Raw genomic sequence first — 19111 nt, forward strand, 5'->3', positions numbered from 1 at the left:
TTTATTGTGCTGCGGTAACATTAACGCTGTCAATATTCGGTCCTTCCGATCCAGTGGTAACCACTTTCAATGTATTGGTCCCGGTGTTCATGGGGACCTGTATTGTTTTTTCAACCCAAGTGGACCAGCTTCCCGTAGCCGGAAAGGGCTCGTTGCTAATGACTTTGGTTCCGTTCACAAAAATGTCGAGGTTCCGAGTGCCGCTTTCCAGCGCATAACGAAACTTTACGTTTTTGGTACCTGTTGTCGTGTTATTAATGCCGTTCCATTGAATGGCCGAACCAGTCATCGCATTGAAGTTAACATACCCGGAGCCAGTGTAACCGGGGTAGATTGTTTCAATGGCAGCTTCCGTAAGTGACGTTCCGGTCTCGGCTTCATACGTAGTGCCACTGCCTGTATTCCCGCCGCTATTTCCGCCAGTAACGTTGGCAACAAACGTTGTTACGCTCTGAGGCGGGAGCTGTGCCGTGAAGGCTCCATTGGATACGGTAAGCGGGTTTCCGCTTGCCAGGTTTCGACTGCTGTCCGTAATCCATGAGGACACAGTGGAGGCATTACCATTCTGCAGAACGAATTTTTGGCTTGTGGCTGAAGTTCCACGGTTAATTGCCACGACGACGACTTTGTTATCACCTTTATAGGCTGAGACAAATGTGTTTGTATCCGGATTTTTCGTTGCATCGACTCGCAGGTAGCCTGGACGCACAAATTTAGAGAAATGAGCCATATTATACCCGCGTTTGCTTATGGTACCGTCCTCTTTCATCGGACCATACTGTCTGCGGATGTACCACCACACGTAGGCCTGGAAATCACCTTCTACCATGGCATTGTGCATGTGATAGGAAACGTCTAATGCTTCAGGCCAGCGGTCTGCTGAGTTGTTGTCACTGTTTGGAACATACACCTCAGTCATCCATAGTTCTTTACCGGCTCCTTTTTGCTTAAAGAGAGGGTAGGCAAAATTCGAAATCTGGGTTCCATACGTATGTGCTCCCAGAATGTCCATGTTGGCAAGTGCCTGCGGATCATTCAGGATTGGGTCGGATATGTTCTTTAAGTATTGGAAGGATTCAGGCGCCATGACTTTGGTACCTTGAATGGACCCGGCATTTTCTTTCATGAATCGAAGGATCTCTTGTGGAGTCCACCAAGTCCAGTCATGAGCATAATCCGGTTCGTTTTGCACAGAAATGGCATACAGATCTACGCCGTTATTTTTCATGTAGGTTACAAAGTCGTTCAGATGTTGCGCATATGCGGTATATTTGTCGTATTTCAGACGTTTGGCATTTGTGTCCCCATTGCGGTTGAATGTTTCAACCATGCTGCTTGGAGGATTCCATGGGGATGCAAATACAATAGCACCCTTTTCGATAGCCCGTTTGGCTGTGGCAACTTCACGGTACCAGTTATTAGAATCTGGATCAACGTAGATCCTGAGAATGGAGAAGCCTAACTGATTCTGATCATTACCAAAAGCAGTTTCACGTTGAGCGGGAGTCAGATCACCAATCCAGGCAGGAAGGTTAATGCCCCCAAAGCCCTTGATCAGCTGTTTTTCCGAGGACAAATTAATGTTGGCATCGCTGGCTGCTGACACATTTGTCGGGGTTAACATCAAAGGCAGGGCTGTTAAACAGGCCAAAAGAACATTAATCGTCTTTTTTAGTTTGAATTTCACTACTTTCATCCTCCTCGATAATAGTAAATGGTTACATAGAGAAACCGCGACCAGGAAAACAAACAAGAATAGCGGATTGTCTGGCATTTATTTTATGTAAACCCTTTCAAAACCTCCTTCCATAAATCATAGGAATGAAATGAAGCATAGAACCTCTTTCATTTGTTGATTCTACTAAAAAATTCCTAAACTGAAAACCTGACAAATTACAGTATTTTTTCTAATTAATCTCTATTTTCTAACTGTTCAATGACAGTTCTTGTCTGAATGCTAAGGAGAAAAATGGAATGATGGAGGTCTTCACTTGAGATAGAGGTCTTCAATGGCGAGGATATTATCATTAAGGAAGGCTTTGGCTTACATATTCCTCCCTTCATTATCAAACAATGAGATCACAGAAGTTACGGGGAGGGAATCATGATGAAGGTACAGAGAAAGAATTATCGATTCATTGCAGGTATCATGGCATTATTGATTGTGTTTTACGCAGGCATCTCGGCAGGAGGGCCTACAGCGGCAGCTTCAGAGTCCACATCGAATCACAAACGGTTAGCGATTATCATCGATGATGTTGGTAATGACATGAAGGGTACGGCAGAGATCCTGGCGATGCCAGTTAAACTAACGGTAGCGGTCATGCCTTTTTTGCCAACAACGAAGAAAGATGCGATAGCTGCACATGAAAAGGGGATGGATGTGATTGTGCACATGCCCATGGAACCCAAGAAAGGACGACCGGAATGGCTGGGCCCGGGTGCAATCACATCCAATCTAACAGATGAAGAAGTCCGCTCACGCGTGGAGAAAGCGATTGATGATGTGCCACACGCCATTGGCATGAACAATCATATGGGTTCCAAAATCACTTCGGACAAACGCATCATGTCCATTGTGCTCGATGTATGCAAAGAGCGGGGCCTCTTCTTTGTAGACAGCCGTACGAACTTTCGCTCCGTAGTGGGGGAACTGGCCGTATCCAAAAACATGCCACCTGTAGGTAATGACATTTTCCTGGATGATCAAAACTCCAAGCAACACATTCGCAAGCAACTGGATCTGGCTGCTCAGCGTGCGATCGATAAGGATATCTGTGTTGTCATTGGTCATGTCGGCCATTCAGGGATGAACACATCCGCAGTAATTCGTGAATCTGTCTCCCGTCTGCAAAATCAGGTTCAATTTGTAGGAATCGGTGATCTGGTTCGAGATGTGTGGCAATGGCATTCTGCTCCTACACTACCGACAGATAATAAATAATGCCATTGGCAATGGACTGGGCGATTCGTTTTTGCTCAGTGGGGTCACTCATTCTGGTTCGATCTGCCGCATTGCTCAAAAATCCGGTTTCGACGATGACGGCAGGTTGCTTCACGTAATTCAATATATAAAAGGGCTTGCCCCATACGACCCCGTGCTCCGTTTCGTATAACTCGTTCATGGCGTCCTGAATGGATTGGGCCAGCAAATAACTCCTGCCTTCTTTCTGGTGCAATACCACCGGGCCGTGTGCATTCGATCGGGGACTCCAGTTCGCATGAATGCTGACCACGATATCTGTACTTACTTCTTCGCTAAGGCTTTTACGTTGGGCAAGATCTCTGGTATGACGGGAGCGGCTGTTCAGCCAGCGGTTCTCATCACTAAGTGCATAATCACCAAGCCGATTGATGATAACGGCATAACCTTTGCTGCGAAGCAGGAGATAGACCTTTTGGCTAATGGCGAGGTTGATATCTTTTTCCAGCACACCTTGGGCTGACGTACCACCGTCAATACCGCCATGGCCTACGTCGAGCAGGATAACGGGTGCTGCAAAGGCATGATGACTTGAGCGATAAGCATCTCCATCGGTCACTGGCAGCATGGATGGACTGTTCTGGGACGGGGCTGCTTTTTCATGCGCGACATGGTGGGGCAGGATGGGAAGACAATGGAAGCTAATGAGCAAGGCCACCGAAGCGGTCAGCAGCTTATACATGGGAATACACACTCCTTCATGAAATAGGTACTCGATGCAGATTACAGACTGTATGGATACCTTTGGCATTAGACTGTGCATTTTGAGGGTTTTCATACTTCTTTCAATAAAAAAATGTTTAACCACTGCACATCCTGCACACAATAGAACTATCGTAAGCTCCGCGAATGTGCAGGAGCGAAGGAGGCAGAATTATGGCCAAAAGTGATGAGTTGGTAAAATACATTACGCAGCGTGTTGTTCATTATATCGATACGCCGAAGGATGAGCGGAAAGGTCGCACCAAAAGGAAAGAGCCGTGGGCGATGAAATGGTTTGGTATGATCCCTTTTGCTGTATCCCTGTGGGTGGGGAAAAAGGAAAAAGAATTTGATACACAGTCTCATAAACGAAGTTCTTCGGGTAAAGGGTGACTATCCCTTACCTATTTCACTAAAGCCAAAAGACGCAATCCCTTAATAAAATGGGAAGGCGTCTTATTTGTTGTGGATGTTTGTTGTTTTTACAGGTTATCTGACTGTATGTTAAGAATTTGCTGATGATCAAGGATTTACGAGGTAAAAATGGCCCTCTTGCTGCAATGTGCTCAAAGGGATAAAGCGTTGAATGGATGATTTTCCACCTAGCGCTACATATAGAATGGACTCTGCTTCCTGATCTGCATGCCATAGCTGATAACCGCTAACGGGTAGAGGACCACCGTATACAACGTTACGATCACCCGCTGAGAAAACAATCTCTTGATTCTCCCCGTGTTGTATCACATCTTGTGCCCGGTCGGTTGCAACAGGTTTGGAGGTAAGCCACAACAGATTGTCAGCCGGATTGAAGACGGGTCGCAGATGAAGTGGGTCGACTGATAAAGATGGCGTTGTGGATAAATCAGTTATGCTGACAGAGGTCTGTTTGGAATCAGCCTCCAGCAGGTTCAGAAACTCTGACGGTAGTACATCTCCGTTGGTAGCATCAATATAAAGTGCAGGATGATTAGGTTGCTCCACTTTCCAATAAGCCAGCAGGGGAAGAGCATAACCAAGATGAAGCTCTCCTCCTCTAGCAAGTAATGCCTCAAGGTTCACATGTTGTCGATCTAAGGTTTGTCCAAGAAGTTCATTGTTGTATGGTGACTGTTCTCCATGACCATATTCACTAAGCATCAACTGACCCTGCTCTGTGGCCGTAATAATCATATATCCGATAGGTTTGCCTTCAAACTCAGCTTGTACGAGCCAGCTATGTAAACCCGGCCCCAGAGGGTAGAAGTTCAGGTCGGCGTCCTTCCAATGCGCTTCGCCGTTAGCTGTATCAAGTGTAACAGCTTGTTGCTCTGCAAACTGTTGCACAGCAGCGGGAGCTAGCCTTTCATTCTGAATGGCATGATGTTTGGGACTATACTCTGTTGATGATACGGGGGATAGCGAAGACGTTTTTAGTTCCTCTGCATTGGCTATCGACCAAAAAGAGAATAGGGCAAGACAACAGAGCAAGCCCAAGGTTATACAGGTTATTTTCCGAGCGTTGTTCCAACATGTATGAAAGAATCGTTTCAAATTTACACCTACTTTTCATTTGTCCGTTACCTGAGCGGGGGTTCTAGTTTCATTCTAGGGGACAGGCTATGCAAAGGTTGCTGCAACCTGTCGGGCAGCTGATCATGAATAAACACTACTTTTGCCAGCATTTGCAGGAAAAGTAGTGTCTTCGTCTATCTTAAGTGAAACATGCCGCTACTAATGGCAGTCACTTTCACTTTAGGTTCATATTGCCAGATCATCTCGGTCCGGCGTGTCTCATACTGCAGTTTCATAGCCTCACGATCGATTACCGCCTGTTTTGCTTTCTCTTCTTCGGCATCTGTCTCGGAGTTGATCGGTACTACGGCCTCTGCCGCCAGTTCTACATCTGCTCCAATGGGTTTAGCGTTAGTCATATCCACAACTTTTATCAGTGGTCCAGGTGGCGTGCGGTCAGAAGTGACATTCTCTGTGTCTGAGGTTATGTTACCTGGTGATTCTACCTCAGGGGTATCTTCCCGAAGTACCGCCTCATAGTAGGTGTCCAACACGTCCAGCTCCAGATCAAGTCGCTCTTGAGCTTTCTCTGCCCAGCTGTAATCGAGTTTCTGCAAGTGGTTCGTCAAATGAGATTCCAAAGCAGCCCCTGCATCGGATAACGAAACTTTAGCTGTCTGCACATGCATGTTCTCCGCGAGCCTCGGACTGAGGTCACGTCGATTCAGCTTCGTGCCGAATTTCTCTATAATTTCACCAGAGCGAAGGGAGATGCCGAGAAAATGCAGTTCCTCCCGTTTCAAATCACAGGCGAATTCCACCTTGAAACAGACACCAAGCCAAGGCTCATATACGGCTGGCGCTGTAGCCCGCAATTGCCGTTTGGCAGCCTGTTCGAACAGGTTCACGAAGGCACCGCCTTCACGGGCAGCGCCGAAAATCTGCTGCAGTCTGCGACTGCCGTACACCACTTCTTCACGTAGTATTCGTCCTGGCCCCAGCTGTGGCAGCGATGGCGTAATACCGAAGTAACGGCCTAGAATAGTTTCTTTTGGTGGCTCGCCTTGAGGACTGCTGTTGGTTACGCCATTCGTTCCATCAGGGTTAGTTCCAGCAGGAGGTGATGCTTGCGCAGCTTTGGCTTCTGCTGCCTCAATGGCCTGCTGATAACTGTCAGGATCAAATATAAATGTAAAGGACATCGTCTCAGCGGGTGCTCCGGTTCGTTCCACGAACCCCCAATAATAGGGGCGATTGGTCAACGCTTTGTCCGCCTCAGGCGAGAGTTTGACTGTAACATGGGCAGGGGAACGCTCCATAATCTGACAATCCAGTGCTTCCAGATAGGTGAGAACATAAGCCTGCACTTCATGGGGAGACATGGTCATGAGTTAGCTACCTCCTTTGCGAAGATCTAACAACCCGGATACGGCAGGCCCTTCATCTGAAACCTCACGTTGAATAGAGTTCAGCGATTGTCCAAGTGAATCCATTTTACGGCGAATATCTTCATCAGTTTGTGATTCCAGCATGATCTTGTACAAACTTTTCTCAATAGACTCCTTCTTCTCCAGCCGTTCCAGAATGACATCCAGCCCGCCGATCACCATCTCAAACATATTGATCTTCTCATGCAGCAGATTCAGAATATGTTCCTCTATGGTTCCCGTCGTAGATAAATTGAAAATGTTCACGTCATTCTGCTGTCCCAGCCGGTGTACCCGACCGATCCGCTGCTCAACCCGCATAGGGTTCCAAGGCAGATCAAAGTTGATCATATGATGGCAAAATTGCAGATTTATGCCTTCACCACCCGCTTCGGTTGCAATCATGGCCTGCACACGCCCGCGGAAGAGATCCATCATCCAGTCTTTTTTGCCTCGATTCATGCCACCCCGATAGGGTACAGCCGTAAGCCCATTGTTGCGGAAATAGTTTAGCAGATACTCCTGCGTGGCCCGGTATTCAGTGAAGATAATTACTTTTTCATTCATGTTCCGAACCAGCTCCATCGTTTTCTCCGCTTTGGTATTCTCCTTGATCGCTTTAATATGGGCAACGAGTTCCCAAATCTTGTCCCGAAGGGGAGAGTCCAGCGGAAGTTTCTTCGACAGATTAACAAGCGTCACGAATACAGCATCCCGACTGCTGCACACTTCACGCTGCAATGTAACAAGGGAGAGCATGCTGCTCAGGTTGCCGCCAGCTTCCTGGTACTGGTCTTTAACAAAGGAAGTCACGCCATCATAAAGCGCTTGTTCTTCGGGCGATAGTTGCAGATTCACGTTGGAGACGTTCCGTTTGGTAAATTGAACAGGGCCTTCGCCGCGGCGGTTACGAATCATGACTTTGGATAACTCGTTCTTAAGCTGTTCCTGATTTTTAGGAACCCGTTTGTCTACAACAAAGTTGGCCGCAAAGTCACCCTGACGACCCAGTTGACCGGGCTTGAGCAGGTTGATCAGATTGAACAATTCACTCATATCGTTCTGCACAGGTGTAGCTGTAAGCAGCAGACAATACTTTTTGCGCAATTTCAGCATGAATTGATAGTTGGTTGTTTTCTTGTTTTTGAGTTTATGAGCCTCGTCAATAATAATCATGTCGTAATCAGTATTCAGCAGCATATCTTTATGCGGGTCACGTTTGGCTGTATCCATGGAAGCAACAACCACTTCATTCTGCCAGGAATAGGCCTTTTTCTGGGCAATAGCAGGGATGCCAAATTTTGAATTCAACTCCCGTACCCATTGCAGTACAAGAGAGGCAGGCACGAGAATGAGTACCTTGGATACGAGACCTCGAACCATATATTCTTTCAGAATGAGACCGGCTTCAATGGTTTTGCCAAGACCCACCTCATCGGCGAGAATGGCCCGGCCTGACATTTCAAATAATACTCTGCGAGCAGTGTCCATCTGGTGAGGGAGTGGAGTGAGGCCTTGTAGATGCTTGAGACATTGGATCTCGTCAAAATTGGGAATCAGGTTGGTCTCTTCGGCTTGAATGCCCAGTTGGAAGAGTCGATAATCCCCCCAAGGACCTCCTTTATCCAGTCGTGATTCCAATTGATTAATCCAGGTCCGATCAAATTCCAACGGAACGGGCAGCTCAGCTACAGGTTGATTCATGTGGTGCGGGTTTTTCCGGTTCATGGTGTTTCCTCCCCTGCCATACGTGATGACGTTTTATTCGTAGGTAATAGTATGGACGAATGAGAGTCAGTTCATAACTATATGGGTTCAAATAAGGAATATTTACACTTGTCACTCCGATGACAGAATAACCTTCCAATCGCTGTTATCCCCAGATTTTTTTGATTCCCTTGTCCAAAGGGGGAAAACCCGGGGATAGCGTATGCTTTCGATGCAGCTTTCTTTCAGAAAGCTTTTAGGCCAACGCTTCGCTTCTTCAGGTTATTTCTGTCCTCTCCGTTCTTGTGTAAAAAGTTTAGTTGAACCAATGTGAACTACAGTTTATTTACAAGAAGCTTGTCCGAGTATAGGGAGTATATGAAGATGGATTATGATAAAAGTCATATGGAAAATCAATATATGGTGTATTATACTGAATTTATATCACTATATGTGGTGTCTCATCATAATTTACTCATATAGTGAACATGGAGCTTTATACCGGGGAGGTTGAATGTAGCGATGAAATCGAACCAACGATCGTACCAATTAGAAGGACTTAGCGAAAAAATATTTCTGGACCGATACGCCTGGAAGGACGCTGATTCGAATCATGCCAAGGTCGGAGATGTGGTATTGGTATTAACGAAGGATGATCCGAAGTTCCCAACCAAGGAAGTGGGCGAAATCATAGAACGTCAGGGTCAGCTTGTACAGGTAAGAACTCGAAGCGGAGAGATGATCGAGACAAGTGTGGAGAAATTGACACTCAACATAGAAAAAACACCGGAAGAGATGTGGGACCGTCTTGCCAAAGCGATGGCTTCTGTCGAATCCACAGCTGATAAGCGGGCAACGTGGGAGTCCAAGTTCCGCTCTGTGTTGGAAGATTGGAAGTTAGTACCCGGAGGCCGAATTGCTGCAGGTGCGGGGGCAAGCGATGAGTTGACACTCTTCAATTGTTATGTCATTCCATCTCCGCAAGACAGTCGGGGTGGCATCATGAAGACTTTGACCGAGATGACGGAAATTATGGCACGTGGGGGAGGCGTAGGTATTAATTTGTCCTCTTTGCGTCCTCGCCGAGCGGTGGTGAAAGGTGTCAACGGATCATCTAGCGGTTCCGTATCCTGGGGTGGCTTGTTCAGTTATACGACTGGACTGATTGAACAGGGTGGAAGCCGCCGGGGTGCGCTCATGCTCATGATGAATGACTGGCATCCAGATGTGCTTGATTTTATTACCGTGAAACAAACGATGGGGCAGGTGACCAATGCCAATCTGTCTGTATGTGTGAGCAACGCATTTATGGAGGCTGTCAAGCAGGACGGAGATTGGGACTTGGTTTTCCCCGATACAAACGATCCGGACTACGACACCGAGTGGAACGGGGATATGCAGCAATGGAAAGCCGCAGGTCATTCGGTGGTGCACTATCGTACACTGAAGGCGCGCGAAATCTGGCATACCATTATTGAATCAGCCTGGAAATCGGCAGAGCCCGGTGTGGTATTCATGGAGTACTACAACCAGATGTCCAACAGCTGGTACTTCAATCCGATTATCTGTACTAATCCTTGCGCGGAACAGGGTCTGCCTGCCTGGGGTGTATGTAATCTGTCTGCGATCAATCTGTCCAAATTCTACGATGAAACAAATCATGATGTGGCATGGGATGAACTGGCGGAAACCACTCGTATCTCGGCTAGATTTTTGGATAATGTCATCGATGCAACACCATATCATTTTGAGGAAAATAGACTGAATCAGCAGCGTGAACGCCGGGTTGGGCTTGGCACAATGGGACTGGCAGAGCTGATGATTAAGCTGCGTATTCGATACGGCAGTCCTGAATCTCTTGTTTTTCTGGATAAACTGTATGGATTCATGGCGAAGGAGGCCTATCTGGCATCGGCAGAGATTGCAGCAGAGAAGGGAGCTTTTCCAGCTTTCGAAGCTGAACCGTATTTACAGAGTGGATTCATGAAAAACATGGTTGCGACGTACCCTGAAGTGGGAGAGGCCATTCGTAAACAGGGCATTCGAAATGTCACACTGATCACACAAGCGCCAACGGGAAGTACAGGTACGATGGTGGGCACATCAACAGGTATTGAGCCGTATTTCGCCTTCAAGTATTTCCGTCAAAGCCGTCTAGGTTATGATGAACAGTTCGTACCGATTGCACAAGATTGGCTGGATGAACATCCGGGTGAAGCTTTACCAGATTATTATGTGACGGCAATGGATCTGTCGGCTGAGAATCACATACGGGTGCAGGCAGCGATTCAGCAATGGGTGGATAGTTCGATCTCGAAGACGGCCAACTGTCCGGCTGATTTTACAGTGGAGGATACGGCTGAGCTGTACGAACTGGCCTTCGACCTTGGCTGCAAAGGAGTAACGATATACCGTGATGGCAGCAGGGATATGCAGGTGTTGTCCACGTCGAAGAAGGAAGAGACCCAAGGTGAAGATCAGAACACGGCGGAAGCTGAAGAGAAGACAGTCGTATCTGCTATAGAAAACCCGAATAATGCTGAAGTACAGGCAAGTGATGGAACTTCGAATAGCCAGGTTGGTGTTAGAACGCATTCTTTCGATCAAGCCCCGTCCTCTTCTACAGTGCTGGATAAACAATACAGAAGCCGTCCTCAAGTACTGCGCGGTGCGACATACAAAATCAATACGCCATTTGGGATGGCTTACATTACGATCAATGATCTGGAGGGAACGCCGGGTGAGATCTTCCTGAACGTGGGCAAAGCGGGATCGGACGTGTTTGCCATGGCTGAGGCACTCGGTCGAGTATGCTCTCTGTTCCTTCGATACGGAGATCATGGGCACAAGGTTGAACTGTTGATCAAACATCTCAAGGGAATCGGTGGTTCGGGAGCGATTGGCTTCGGGGCCAATAGGGTTGAATCGATTGCTGATGCAGTCGCCAAAGCATTGGAATGTCATGTACAGAGCGATGTGCAGGAGAACGAAACTGGAGCATTAATAGAACAGAATCAAGTGGAGAGCACGTATCCCAAAGTGGAGGATCAGAAAACCTTTATCGAATCGAGAGATTTATGTCCTTCATGCGGCTCGGCATCCCTGATGAATGTGGAAGGATGCAAAACATGCAGCAACTGTGGGTACAGTAAATGCAATTAAATATCTTTTGAAAAAAAGAGCAAAAGAAAGGCATTCCTGACTCCATCATGAAGTCAGGAATGCCTTTTTGTCATTTAGCTAACTAACACCAATCCTGGCATCGATCTGCAAGTGACTGCAATTCATTAAATACAACACCAGCATGGTAGCCGTCGCACACGGCGTGATGTAACTGAACGGATAAGGGAAGATATACTTTATCGTTCTGTTGGACATATTTCCCCATCGTGAAAATAGGCAACAAGTAGGTTCCCTCATTGTAAATATTCAGATTAAATCCCGTAAAGTTCACCCAAGGAATACTGGAAACGGGAAAAGTATTTGGCGGTTCATTGGGTTTGGCAACAAATTGTTTGTGATCTTTGTAATTCTTCATATCTTCCAGATAACGAATGTGGAACGTCTCGAAATCTTCATGGAATGCTGTCCAGATCGTTGAGAAACTTTTGTTGTCCTCATGAAAAATTGTATAACTCGGAGACATTTCGTCCCAGTAGCCCAATCTCCCCTCGGCGTCAAAACAAGTTCGAAATTCCCTGTGTGCATTGACAACCGTAGAGATCATGTGAATAAGAGCGGGATAGAACTTCAATCCTTTAAGCTTCAGTTCGTTGATCAATAGAGTGATATCCAGATTAGCAGTTATGCTGTAGGTACATCTGACCTGATTCAAGTAGTGGTCAAAGTATGGCTTTCGATCCCACTGATCTAACACGATTGAATTAAACATAAGTTATAACCTCCTAAATTTGAATAATGGATTTATTTAGGAGGTATATTTGACTGATTTGACCATATCCTATCACATTCCCAGTATCGTATTTTTAGAAATTGACCATTTCAGTATACCATGATAGTGAATATGTCGCTTATAGCGAAATCGTCTGCAAAACGCTTTTTCAACCTGTTTCCTTCCTTTATAATTAAAATTGTCTTTATAACGAAGAAGAGAGGGGATTAGATGCGTCAGCCGATAGAAGAACCCATATTTTATTCTTATCCTGGAATGGTAGCGGTGGTGACTTCACGTCATGAGGGAGTCCAGAATGTGATGGCGTCCGGATGGCATACATACATCGGATCATCACCAGGCGTATACGGCATCTCCCTTCGTAAGGAAACATACTCCTATGAACTCATTGAGAAGAGTGGCGTATTCGGTGTTCATTTCCTGCCAGGTCATCGATCGGAGTGGATTCAAGCTGCAGGAACGTTCAGTGGGAGAGATACGGATAAATTCACAAGATTCGGCATTCCGTATGAGGAAGGAATCAAGGTAAGTGTACCCATTTTGACAGATGCTTATTTTGCTTATGAATGCAAGGTTATGGAGATTACGACATATGGTGACCATGAATGGATTGCAGGCGAAGTATTGCAGCGATATCAGGATCAGAAGTACTTTCTGGAGAATGGAATGGTTGATCTGGAGAAGTTGCAAATCCCAATGTACACAGGGCGTTCAGCATACCGGATCATGGATGCGAGGACAGAAGAAAAGATTCACCCGTTCCACCTCTAGGGTCCTAGGCAAGAAGAAGCAATTATGAGCAAAACTTTCAATCCGGTCTGACATAGGTTTATAATGGATATTGGCTGCTGAGCAAGTCGGCAGCCTTTTGTTATGAATTCAATTGTTTCAATCGATGTGTGCGTGGGTATGCTGGTTTGCGCAAGCGGGACAGGTAATTTTAGCCACTCGATGAAAAGTACTATATTTAACGACAAAATTAGAGTATGATTTTACAGCTATATGAGCTGGCAGGAAAGGTTACATCGGTTTAATCGTTTGTAACTATTCCTGTAAAGTATAAGGCTTAATACGGGCGTATAATGCTAAACGTGAACTCACGAATGAATATAAAGAATATTTTAATAATTAAACTTAATGGACAGGCAACTCGTCTTCTTTAAGATTATAGAATTCACACAGAATGTCGCATCATCGGATCGTGCTTCGAACAGAAGCTTTTCTTATGTTGTAAATGAAAGATGGAAGGTGCAATACGTATGTTAATGACAACCAGAACGATCAGGAGTTCCTTTATGCCCCCAACACCGATGTTGTTGACTCACAGTAACAAGGAGGGGCATGCATGTCACAATCGTTAAATCGTAAGAGACATATGAACGGACTTGACGGCTTGCGAGCCATCGCTGTACTTGCGGTAATCGCGTATCATCTAAATTTGGATTTTATTCCGGGCGGACTGCTCGGTGTAGGTATATTTTTTGTTCTCTCGGGATATTTAATTACAGATATTCTCGTGTCACAGTGGCAGGAACATGGACGCATTTCACTCGGTGATTTCTGGGTAAGACGGGTAAGGCGTTTGCTTCCAGGCATGCTGACCATGACAGCTGTGGTGATGATCTGGTTGGCTTGTACAGATCCATCCCGGCTTGCTGCGCTTCGTGGTGATATCGTTTCGGGTGTATTATACATAAGCAATTGGTGGTATATCTTTCACAACGTTTCCTATTTCGAAAGTTTTGGCCCTCCATCACCGTTTGGACATTTCTGGTCACTGGCTGTGGAAGAGCAATTTTATCTTATATGGCCTCTTCTACTGATCGCAGCAATCGTAGTGTTCAAAAGAAAGGGATGGCTGGTCGTTTTCATTGTCGTCGCAGCTGAATTATCTGCTGGCGCAATGGCCATCATGTATAATCCGGATTTGGACCCGAGCCGTGTATATTATGGAACAGACACGCGGGCATTTGCACTGCTTGCTGGTGCTGCTCTTGCCGTGGTGTGGCCTAGTCGCAAGCTATCGAACTCTCTGTCTGGCATGAACCGGCTTGTGCTCGATGTGTCGGGACTTGCTGCGCTCGCTTTGTTAATCTACATGATGCTGAACAGCAGTGAATACGATCCGTTTCTGTATCAAGGGGGCATGGTGCTTCAGGCTATCGCAACAACGTTGCTGGTAGCGGTGTTGGCTCACCCATCGTCTTTACTGGCACGTATCATTGGCGCGAAGCCATTACGCTGGATCGGAGAGCGATCCTACGGATTATATCTGTGGCATTATCCTGTCATTATTTTAACCAATCCCGCGGTGGATACGGGAGGAGCACATCCTGTACGCATCATTTTACAGGTTGCTGCAACGGTTGTACTGGCCTCATTGTCCCTTAAATATATTGAAAATCCGATTCGGTACAATGGATTCCGTGATTCTTGGTCCCGATTATGGGGAAGAGAGCGGTCATCAATCGGTATACGTAACGTATGGTGGAAGCGGGCAGGTCTGTTGATGACGATTCTGCTGTTGTCCTATACAGTATCTCAGATGATGGTCTCCCATGCAGCGAACTCCGATTCCCATTCGGTATCGATGTCCAACACATTAAATGGAGAGAATTCCGTAGCGGAGGAACAGGGACAGGATGTGTTGCCGGCTATTACAGGAACGTCAGGCTCTGGCCAAAAGAACGATGCTCATACCCATAAACCGGAAGCAGGAACGAAAGATGATTCGGGGAAAAATGAGAAGCCAACAGGAGAGTCTGCTCCAGATTCAAAACCTGACGAACAAGACAATTCAGTGAATGCTGGCAAGGACGGTCAGTCTGAAGATAAGCCGACTGATGACTCCGTGACTAACGAGAATGATACACCAGATGACGCTGGAGCGAATCAATCCGATAATACGGATCATGCGGATGATGCACCTGATTCATCTCAGGACAATGAAGAAACGGCTCCTCCTGCCGAGGATGGAAAGGTTCATTATACCGTTATTGGAGATTCGGTGATTTTGGATGCAAAACCGTATCTGGAGCAAAGTATATCAGGAGTGTATGTGGACGGACATGTTGGTCGTCAGATGTGGCAGGCAGGCGATGTATTGGAAGGTCTGAAGCAAAACAACCAAATGGGCAGCAAAGTGGTGCTGGAGCTCGGGACGAATGGTTCCTTTAACTCCAAAAACTTGAATGCTGTGCTTGATTATCTGAAGGATGAGGATCGGGTATATCTGGTTACTGTGCGCGTACCTCGTCCATGGGAACGAACGGTGAACAGGGCGTTGAATGAAGCAGCATCCAAATACAGCAATGTCTCGTTAATTGACTGGAACAGTGCAAGTGAGGGACATGACGAATATTTTGAAAAAGATGGCGTACATCTCACTACGCAAGGGTCCGAAGCTTTTGCAGAACTGGTGAAAAACAGTATCCAATAATACGCAATCCATATTTAATACGATTTAGCACTTATTCATTATATATAGGCTGGGGTGAAGCAGCCGACGGCTGCAACAAGAAAGAGCTCTCATTGTGAGGGCTCTTTTTATATGTTATGAACAAATAAGTCAGCAAAGTAAATTCCAAACAGGGGAACCGATATTTTTCACCCCTGCATCCGTGGATCGTCACCTTACGGTATGATAGCGTTAACATTTACAATAAGTGTATTCAAATCGCCGAGGGGGATTATAGAGATGTTGAAAAAATGGCTTTCGGGTTTCCTGGCAATAACATTGTTCTCCATTATTCTGGCTGGCTGTGCTGGCGGGGACACTTCAGAAGGAGGCAGCGGCAATGACAAAGTAACCGTCACACTCTGGCACAACTGGACCGGACAGGATGCAAAGGCGGTTGCGATGCGCAAAATTATTGAAGATTTCCGCACGGCGCATCCAGATATTGAAGTTGTGGATGAAGGCCTGCCAACAGATGGTCTCAAAACCCGGCTTCGTACGGTGGCCGCTGCCAATGAGATGCCAGACCTGTTCGTGATGTGGCCGGATGCCATGACGAAGGAATTTGTCAAAGGGGATCTGCTACAGCCCATTAATGCAGAGCTGGACGCAAAGCCGGAGTGGAAAGATAACTTTATCCCAAATGCACTGGATGGATACACTGTGGACGGGAATATCTACTCCGTGCCGATGAATCTGGCGCCAAGTTCCTTCATTTATTACAATGAAGCTCTTTTCAAACAGTACAACGTAAAAGTGCCTGAGACGTGGGCGGAACTGGAACAAGCGATTGCTACTTTTAATCAAAATAAAGTCATTCCCATGGCACTTGGCAACAAAGCCAACTGGGTAGCTCAATCAACGATATTCAGTACACTGGCTGATCGAATTACCGGCACAGACTGGTTCTTGAAAGCGGCAGCACAAGAGGGTGCAAGCTTTACCGATCCACAATTTATTGAAGCCTTGAACAAGATGCAGGAGCTTGGCAACACCAAAGCATTCCAAGATGGATTCAACAGTATCGATGAGACACAGATGATGCAGCTTTATTTCCAAGGTAAGGCAGCGATGGTCATGAACGGCGGATGGGCCTTGGCAAATCTGGTGAACAATGCACCTGAAGAGGTGTTGAACAACACACATATTACGATTCTTCCTCCAGTGGACGGAGGTCAGGGTGAACCAAGAACAACATCCGGTGTAGTAGGAACCGGGTTGGGTGTAAGTAAAAAGCTGAGCGGTGCACAAAAAGAGGCAGCGATGGAGCTGTTCTATGCGCTGGCAGGACCTGATGGTCAGAAGGCCACATTGGAAAGCAGCACATTGGTGAGTTACAAGATTGATCTGGACAAAACCAAAGCACATCCATTGTTCGTAGAATTATATGATCTGATGCAGGAAGTGAAGATCACGCCAGTATACGATTCCAAGCTGGGATCGGCAACGGTTGAGGTTATTAATAATGCATTGCAAGAGTTGCTAATGGGCGGTAAGACCGAAGACATTGCGGCTAAAATTCAGGCGGCTCAAGCCAATGCAGTTAGTCAGTAACCATTCGTTAAAACCCCTTCCCGGCAGGGGAGGGGTTTTAAGTATGAATGAGACAGTCAGTTGCAAGTTGGTAAAGGCATTTATCGAAGGGAAGTGAACAGATGAACGCACTGCGCAGTCGGCGTTTTATTATGCTGGGGCTGGCCCCGGCAGTCATCATTTATGCATTGTTTGTATTTGTACCGGTCGTGTGGTCGGCATACTACGGTTTCTTCAACTGGTCCGGTATTGGCGCATCCAAATATATTGGTATGGATAATTACGTGGAGATCTGGCGTGATCCTGTGTTCTGGCGGGCACTGAAAAATAACGTTATTTTTGTGTTGGCATCGGTATTTGGACAAATTCCGTTAGCGCTGATGTTGGCGGTCATCTTACACAAAAGTAATCCGTTACAGCGGTTTCTGCGCTCAGCCGTATTTCTGCCGATGGTGTTATCCACTGTCGTTATCGGTATGATCTGGCAGTATATCTATCATCCGCAGATCGGGATATTGAACTTTCTGCTGGACGCTCTGGGGCTGGAAAGTTGGAAGCTGCAATGGCTTTCCGATGACAAGATTGCCATTTTCTCATTGGTACCGCCGCTGCTCTGGAGCTTTGTCGGGTTGTATCTGATTATCTTTATCTCGGCACTACAGAATATTCCAGGCGAGATTCATGATGCTGCCAAAATAGACGGTGCTTCAGGAATCCGGAAACTGGTATCGGTCTCTTTGCCTATAATCTGGGGTACGGTTCAGGTAGCGATCATTCTATGTATTTCGGGTAGTCTGAAATCATTCGATCTGGTCTACATCATGACCAAGGGTGGTCCGGCACATGCGACGGAACTGCTTGCAACGTATATGTACAATTCAACCTTTACAACATACCGATATGGTTTTGGTAGTGCGATCTCAACAACCATCGTACTGATCTCCCTGCTGCTGATCGGAACAAGCCAGTGGCTAACCAGTCGCAAACGAAAAGAGAATCAATAGAGAGGAGGAGTTATCATGCGCGTGACACCTGTATCCATGCCATCACCACAAAGCAGCTCGGGCCATCCGATTCGCCGCCTACGTAGCGGAATTGTTTGGACGCTGCTAACGGTCTATGGTATTTTAACATTGTATCCGTTCTACTGGCTCGTGATTAGTGCATTCAAAACAAATGAAGATTTCTATAGCAGGCCCTTTGGTCTGCCGGAAAACTGGAATGTTGCCAATTTCAGCAATGCATGGGAAAGCTCCAGGCTGGGAACCGCTTTTGGCAATTCACTAATTGTATCGGTGGGATCACTTATTCTGACGCTGTTCATTGCAGCGCTGGCTTCATTCATCCTGGCTCGTTTCCAGTTTCGCTGGAAAGGGTTGATCATGACCTTCTTTGTTGTTGGTATGCTCATTCCGATCCATAGTACGCTTGTCCCCTTATTTATTCTAATGAAACAGATGTCCTTGCTAAATACGTACTGGGCCTTAATATTACCTTATACGGCTTTTGCATTGCCTACGGCCATTTTTGTGCTTACGGCTTATCTGACAAGTGTTCCACGTGATATTGAAGAGGCAGCTTTTATTGATGGAACAGGACTTTGGGGGCTGTTTACCCGAATCATGCTACCCATGTCTGTGCCTGCGTTGTCAACGGTTACGATCCTGAGTTTCCTGCATGCGTGGAATGACTTTTCATTTGCGCTTGTATTCATCAACAAAACCGGATTGAAAACGTTACCGCTGGCCATTGCGAACTTTGCGGATGGGTATCAAACCGATTACGGATTAACGCTTGCTGCCATGACCCTATCGGTCATTCCAACCATTATCTTGTATCTCATATTCCAGGAACAAGTTATGAAAGGCATGACAGCCGGAGCTGTCAAAGGATAGGCG

At 46.4% G+C, this 19111-nt stretch carries 14 protein-coding genes; 8 read left to right on the forward strand and 6 right to left on the reverse strand.

Translation table 11 applies throughout. The annotated features are described in order from the left end of the window. Window position 1: 1 nt before the first annotated feature. Window positions 2–1696, reverse strand: a complete 1695-nt coding sequence (locus MHH92_RS10225) for a carbohydrate-binding protein (RefSeq protein WP_445744667.1) — start codon at window positions 1694–1696, stop codon at window positions 2–4. Between the two features lie 453 nt (window positions 1697–2149). On the opposite strand from MHH92_RS10225, the gene MHH92_RS10230 reads away from it, so the two are divergent. Then, window positions 2150–2944, forward strand: a complete 795-nt coding sequence (locus MHH92_RS10230) for a divergent polysaccharide deacetylase family protein (protein WP_422395275.1) — start codon at window positions 2150–2152, stop codon at window positions 2942–2944. Here the strand turns inward: MHH92_RS10230 and MHH92_RS10235 are convergent. Continuing rightward, window positions 2919–3665 carry an N-acetylmuramoyl-L-alanine amidase family protein gene (locus MHH92_RS10235; protein WP_047842396.1) on the reverse strand — a complete coding sequence of 249 codons (747 nt, stop codon included), beginning with the start codon at window positions 3663–3665 and terminating at the stop codon, window positions 2919–2921. The genes MHH92_RS10230 and MHH92_RS10235 overlap by 26 nt on opposite strands. Window positions 3666–3859: 194 nt before the next feature. Here MHH92_RS10235 and MHH92_RS10240 point away from each other — a divergent pair, with 194 nt between their 5' ends. Then, complete coding sequence (locus tag MHH92_RS10240) at window positions 3860–4078, forward strand: YqzE family protein (protein ID WP_036609606.1); 219 nt, start codon at window positions 3860–3862, stop codon at window positions 4076–4078. 129 nt (window positions 4079–4207) lie between these two features. On the opposite strand, the gene MHH92_RS10245 is transcribed toward MHH92_RS10240, so the two are convergent. The 3 genes from MHH92_RS10245 to MHH92_RS10255 all read right to left on the reverse strand — a co-directional run bounded on the left by MHH92_RS10245 (window position 4208) and on the right by MHH92_RS10255 (window position 8331). After that, the gene (locus tag MHH92_RS10245) at window positions 4208–5008 is read right to left on the reverse strand and encodes a hypothetical protein (RefSeq protein ID WP_340903544.1); all 801 of its coding nucleotides are present in this window, start codon (window positions 5006–5008) and stop codon (window positions 4208–4210) included. Between the two features lie 362 nt (window positions 5009–5370). Further along, a complete protein-coding gene (locus tag MHH92_RS10250; protein ID WP_340903545.1) occupies window positions 5371–6564 on the reverse strand; it encodes a YqhG family protein in 1194 nt (397 codons plus the stop codon). 3 nt (window positions 6565–6567) lie between these two features. Continuing rightward, window positions 6568–8331, reverse strand: a complete 1764-nt coding sequence (locus MHH92_RS10255) for a DEAD/DEAH box helicase (protein WP_051447131.1) — start codon at window positions 8329–8331, stop codon at window positions 6568–6570. 501 nt (window positions 8332–8832) lie between these two features. On the opposite strand from MHH92_RS10255, the gene MHH92_RS10260 reads away from it, so the two are divergent. Continuing rightward, window positions 8833–11472 carry an adenosylcobalamin-dependent ribonucleoside-diphosphate reductase gene (locus tag MHH92_RS10260; protein ID WP_340903546.1) on the forward strand — a complete coding sequence of 880 codons (2640 nt, stop codon included), beginning with the start codon at window positions 8833–8835 and terminating at the stop codon, window positions 11470–11472. An 82-nt stretch (window positions 11473–11554) separates the two neighbouring features. Here MHH92_RS10260 and catA read toward each other — a convergent pair whose 3' ends face one another. Beyond that, complete coding sequence (gene catA, locus MHH92_RS10265; RefSeq protein ID WP_340903547.1) at window positions 11555–12202, reverse strand: type A chloramphenicol O-acetyltransferase; 648 nt, start codon at window positions 12200–12202, stop codon at window positions 11555–11557. 231 nt (window positions 12203–12433) lie between these two features. Here catA and MHH92_RS10270 point away from each other — a divergent pair, with 231 nt between their 5' ends. From MHH92_RS10270 to MHH92_RS10290, 5 genes are all read left to right on the forward strand, one after another. Continuing rightward, complete coding sequence (locus MHH92_RS10270; protein WP_076318443.1) at window positions 12434–12994, forward strand: flavin reductase family protein; 561 nt, start codon at window positions 12434–12436, stop codon at window positions 12992–12994. Between the two features lie 574 nt (window positions 12995–13568). After that, the gene (locus tag MHH92_RS10275; RefSeq protein WP_340032414.1) at window positions 13569–15662 is read left to right on the forward strand and encodes an acyltransferase family protein; all 2094 of its coding nucleotides are present in this window, start codon (window positions 13569–13571) and stop codon (window positions 15660–15662) included. A gap of 258 nt (window positions 15663–15920) precedes the next feature. Beyond that, window positions 15921–17234 (forward strand): extracellular solute-binding protein, encoded by a 1314-nt coding sequence (locus MHH92_RS10280; protein WP_340903549.1) that lies wholly within the window; start codon window positions 15921–15923, stop codon window positions 17232–17234. A gap of 101 nt (window positions 17235–17335) precedes the next feature. Next, on the forward strand, window positions 17336–18217 hold the full coding sequence (locus MHH92_RS10285; RefSeq protein WP_340903550.1) for a carbohydrate ABC transporter permease: 882 nt from the start codon (window positions 17336–17338) through the stop codon (window positions 18215–18217). A 36-nt stretch (window positions 18218–18253) separates the two neighbouring features. Next, window positions 18254–19108: a carbohydrate ABC transporter permease gene (locus MHH92_RS10290; protein WP_235193817.1), complete on the forward strand. Its 855-nt coding sequence runs from the start codon at window positions 18254–18256 to the stop codon at window positions 19106–19108. Window positions 19109–19111 lie beyond the last annotated feature (3 nt).

The sequence above is a fragment of the Paenibacillus sp. FSL M7-1414 genome (assembly GCF_038003195.1).
GTDB lineage: Bacteria > Bacillota > Bacilli > Paenibacillales > Paenibacillaceae > Paenibacillus > Paenibacillus amylolyticus.

Coding starts and splice junctions, on each gene's coding strand:
- MHH92_RS10285 (WP_340903550.1), top strand. CDS start 17,336: ATGAACGCACTGCGCAGTCGGCGTTTTATTATGCTGGGGCTGGCCCCG.
- MHH92_RS10255 (WP_051447131.1), bottom strand. CDS start 8,331: ATGAACCGGAAAAACCCGCACCACATGAATCAACCTGTAGCTGAGCTG.
- MHH92_RS10225 (WP_445744667.1), bottom strand. CDS start 1,696: ATGAAAGTAGTGAAATTCAAACTAAAAAAGACGATTAATGTTCTTTTG.
- MHH92_RS10270 (WP_076318443.1), top strand. CDS start 12,434: ATGCGTCAGCCGATAGAAGAACCCATATTTTATTCTTATCCTGGAATG.
- MHH92_RS10280 (WP_340903549.1), top strand. CDS start 15,921: ATGTTGAAAAAATGGCTTTCGGGTTTCCTGGCAATAACATTGTTCTCC.
- catA (WP_340903547.1), bottom strand. CDS start 12,202: ATGTTTAATTCAATCGTGTTAGATCAGTGGGATCGAAAGCCATACTTT.
- MHH92_RS10240 (WP_036609606.1), top strand. CDS start 3,860: ATGGCCAAAAGTGATGAGTTGGTAAAATACATTACGCAGCGTGTTGTT.
- MHH92_RS10275 (WP_340032414.1), top strand. CDS start 13,569: ATGTCACAATCGTTAAATCGTAAGAGACATATGAACGGACTTGACGGC.
- MHH92_RS10235 (WP_047842396.1), bottom strand. CDS start 3,665: ATGTATAAGCTGCTGACCGCTTCGGTGGCCTTGCTCATTAGCTTCCAT.
- MHH92_RS10230 (WP_422395275.1), top strand. CDS start 2,150: ATGGCATTATTGATTGTGTTTTACGCAGGCATCTCGGCAGGAGGGCCT.
- MHH92_RS10260 (WP_340903546.1), top strand. CDS start 8,833: ATGAAATCGAACCAACGATCGTACCAATTAGAAGGACTTAGCGAAAAA.
- MHH92_RS10250 (WP_340903545.1), bottom strand. CDS start 6,564: ATGACCATGTCTCCCCATGAAGTGCAGGCTTATGTTCTCACCTATCTG.
- MHH92_RS10290 (WP_235193817.1), top strand. CDS start 18,254: ATGCCATCACCACAAAGCAGCTCGGGCCATCCGATTCGCCGCCTACGT.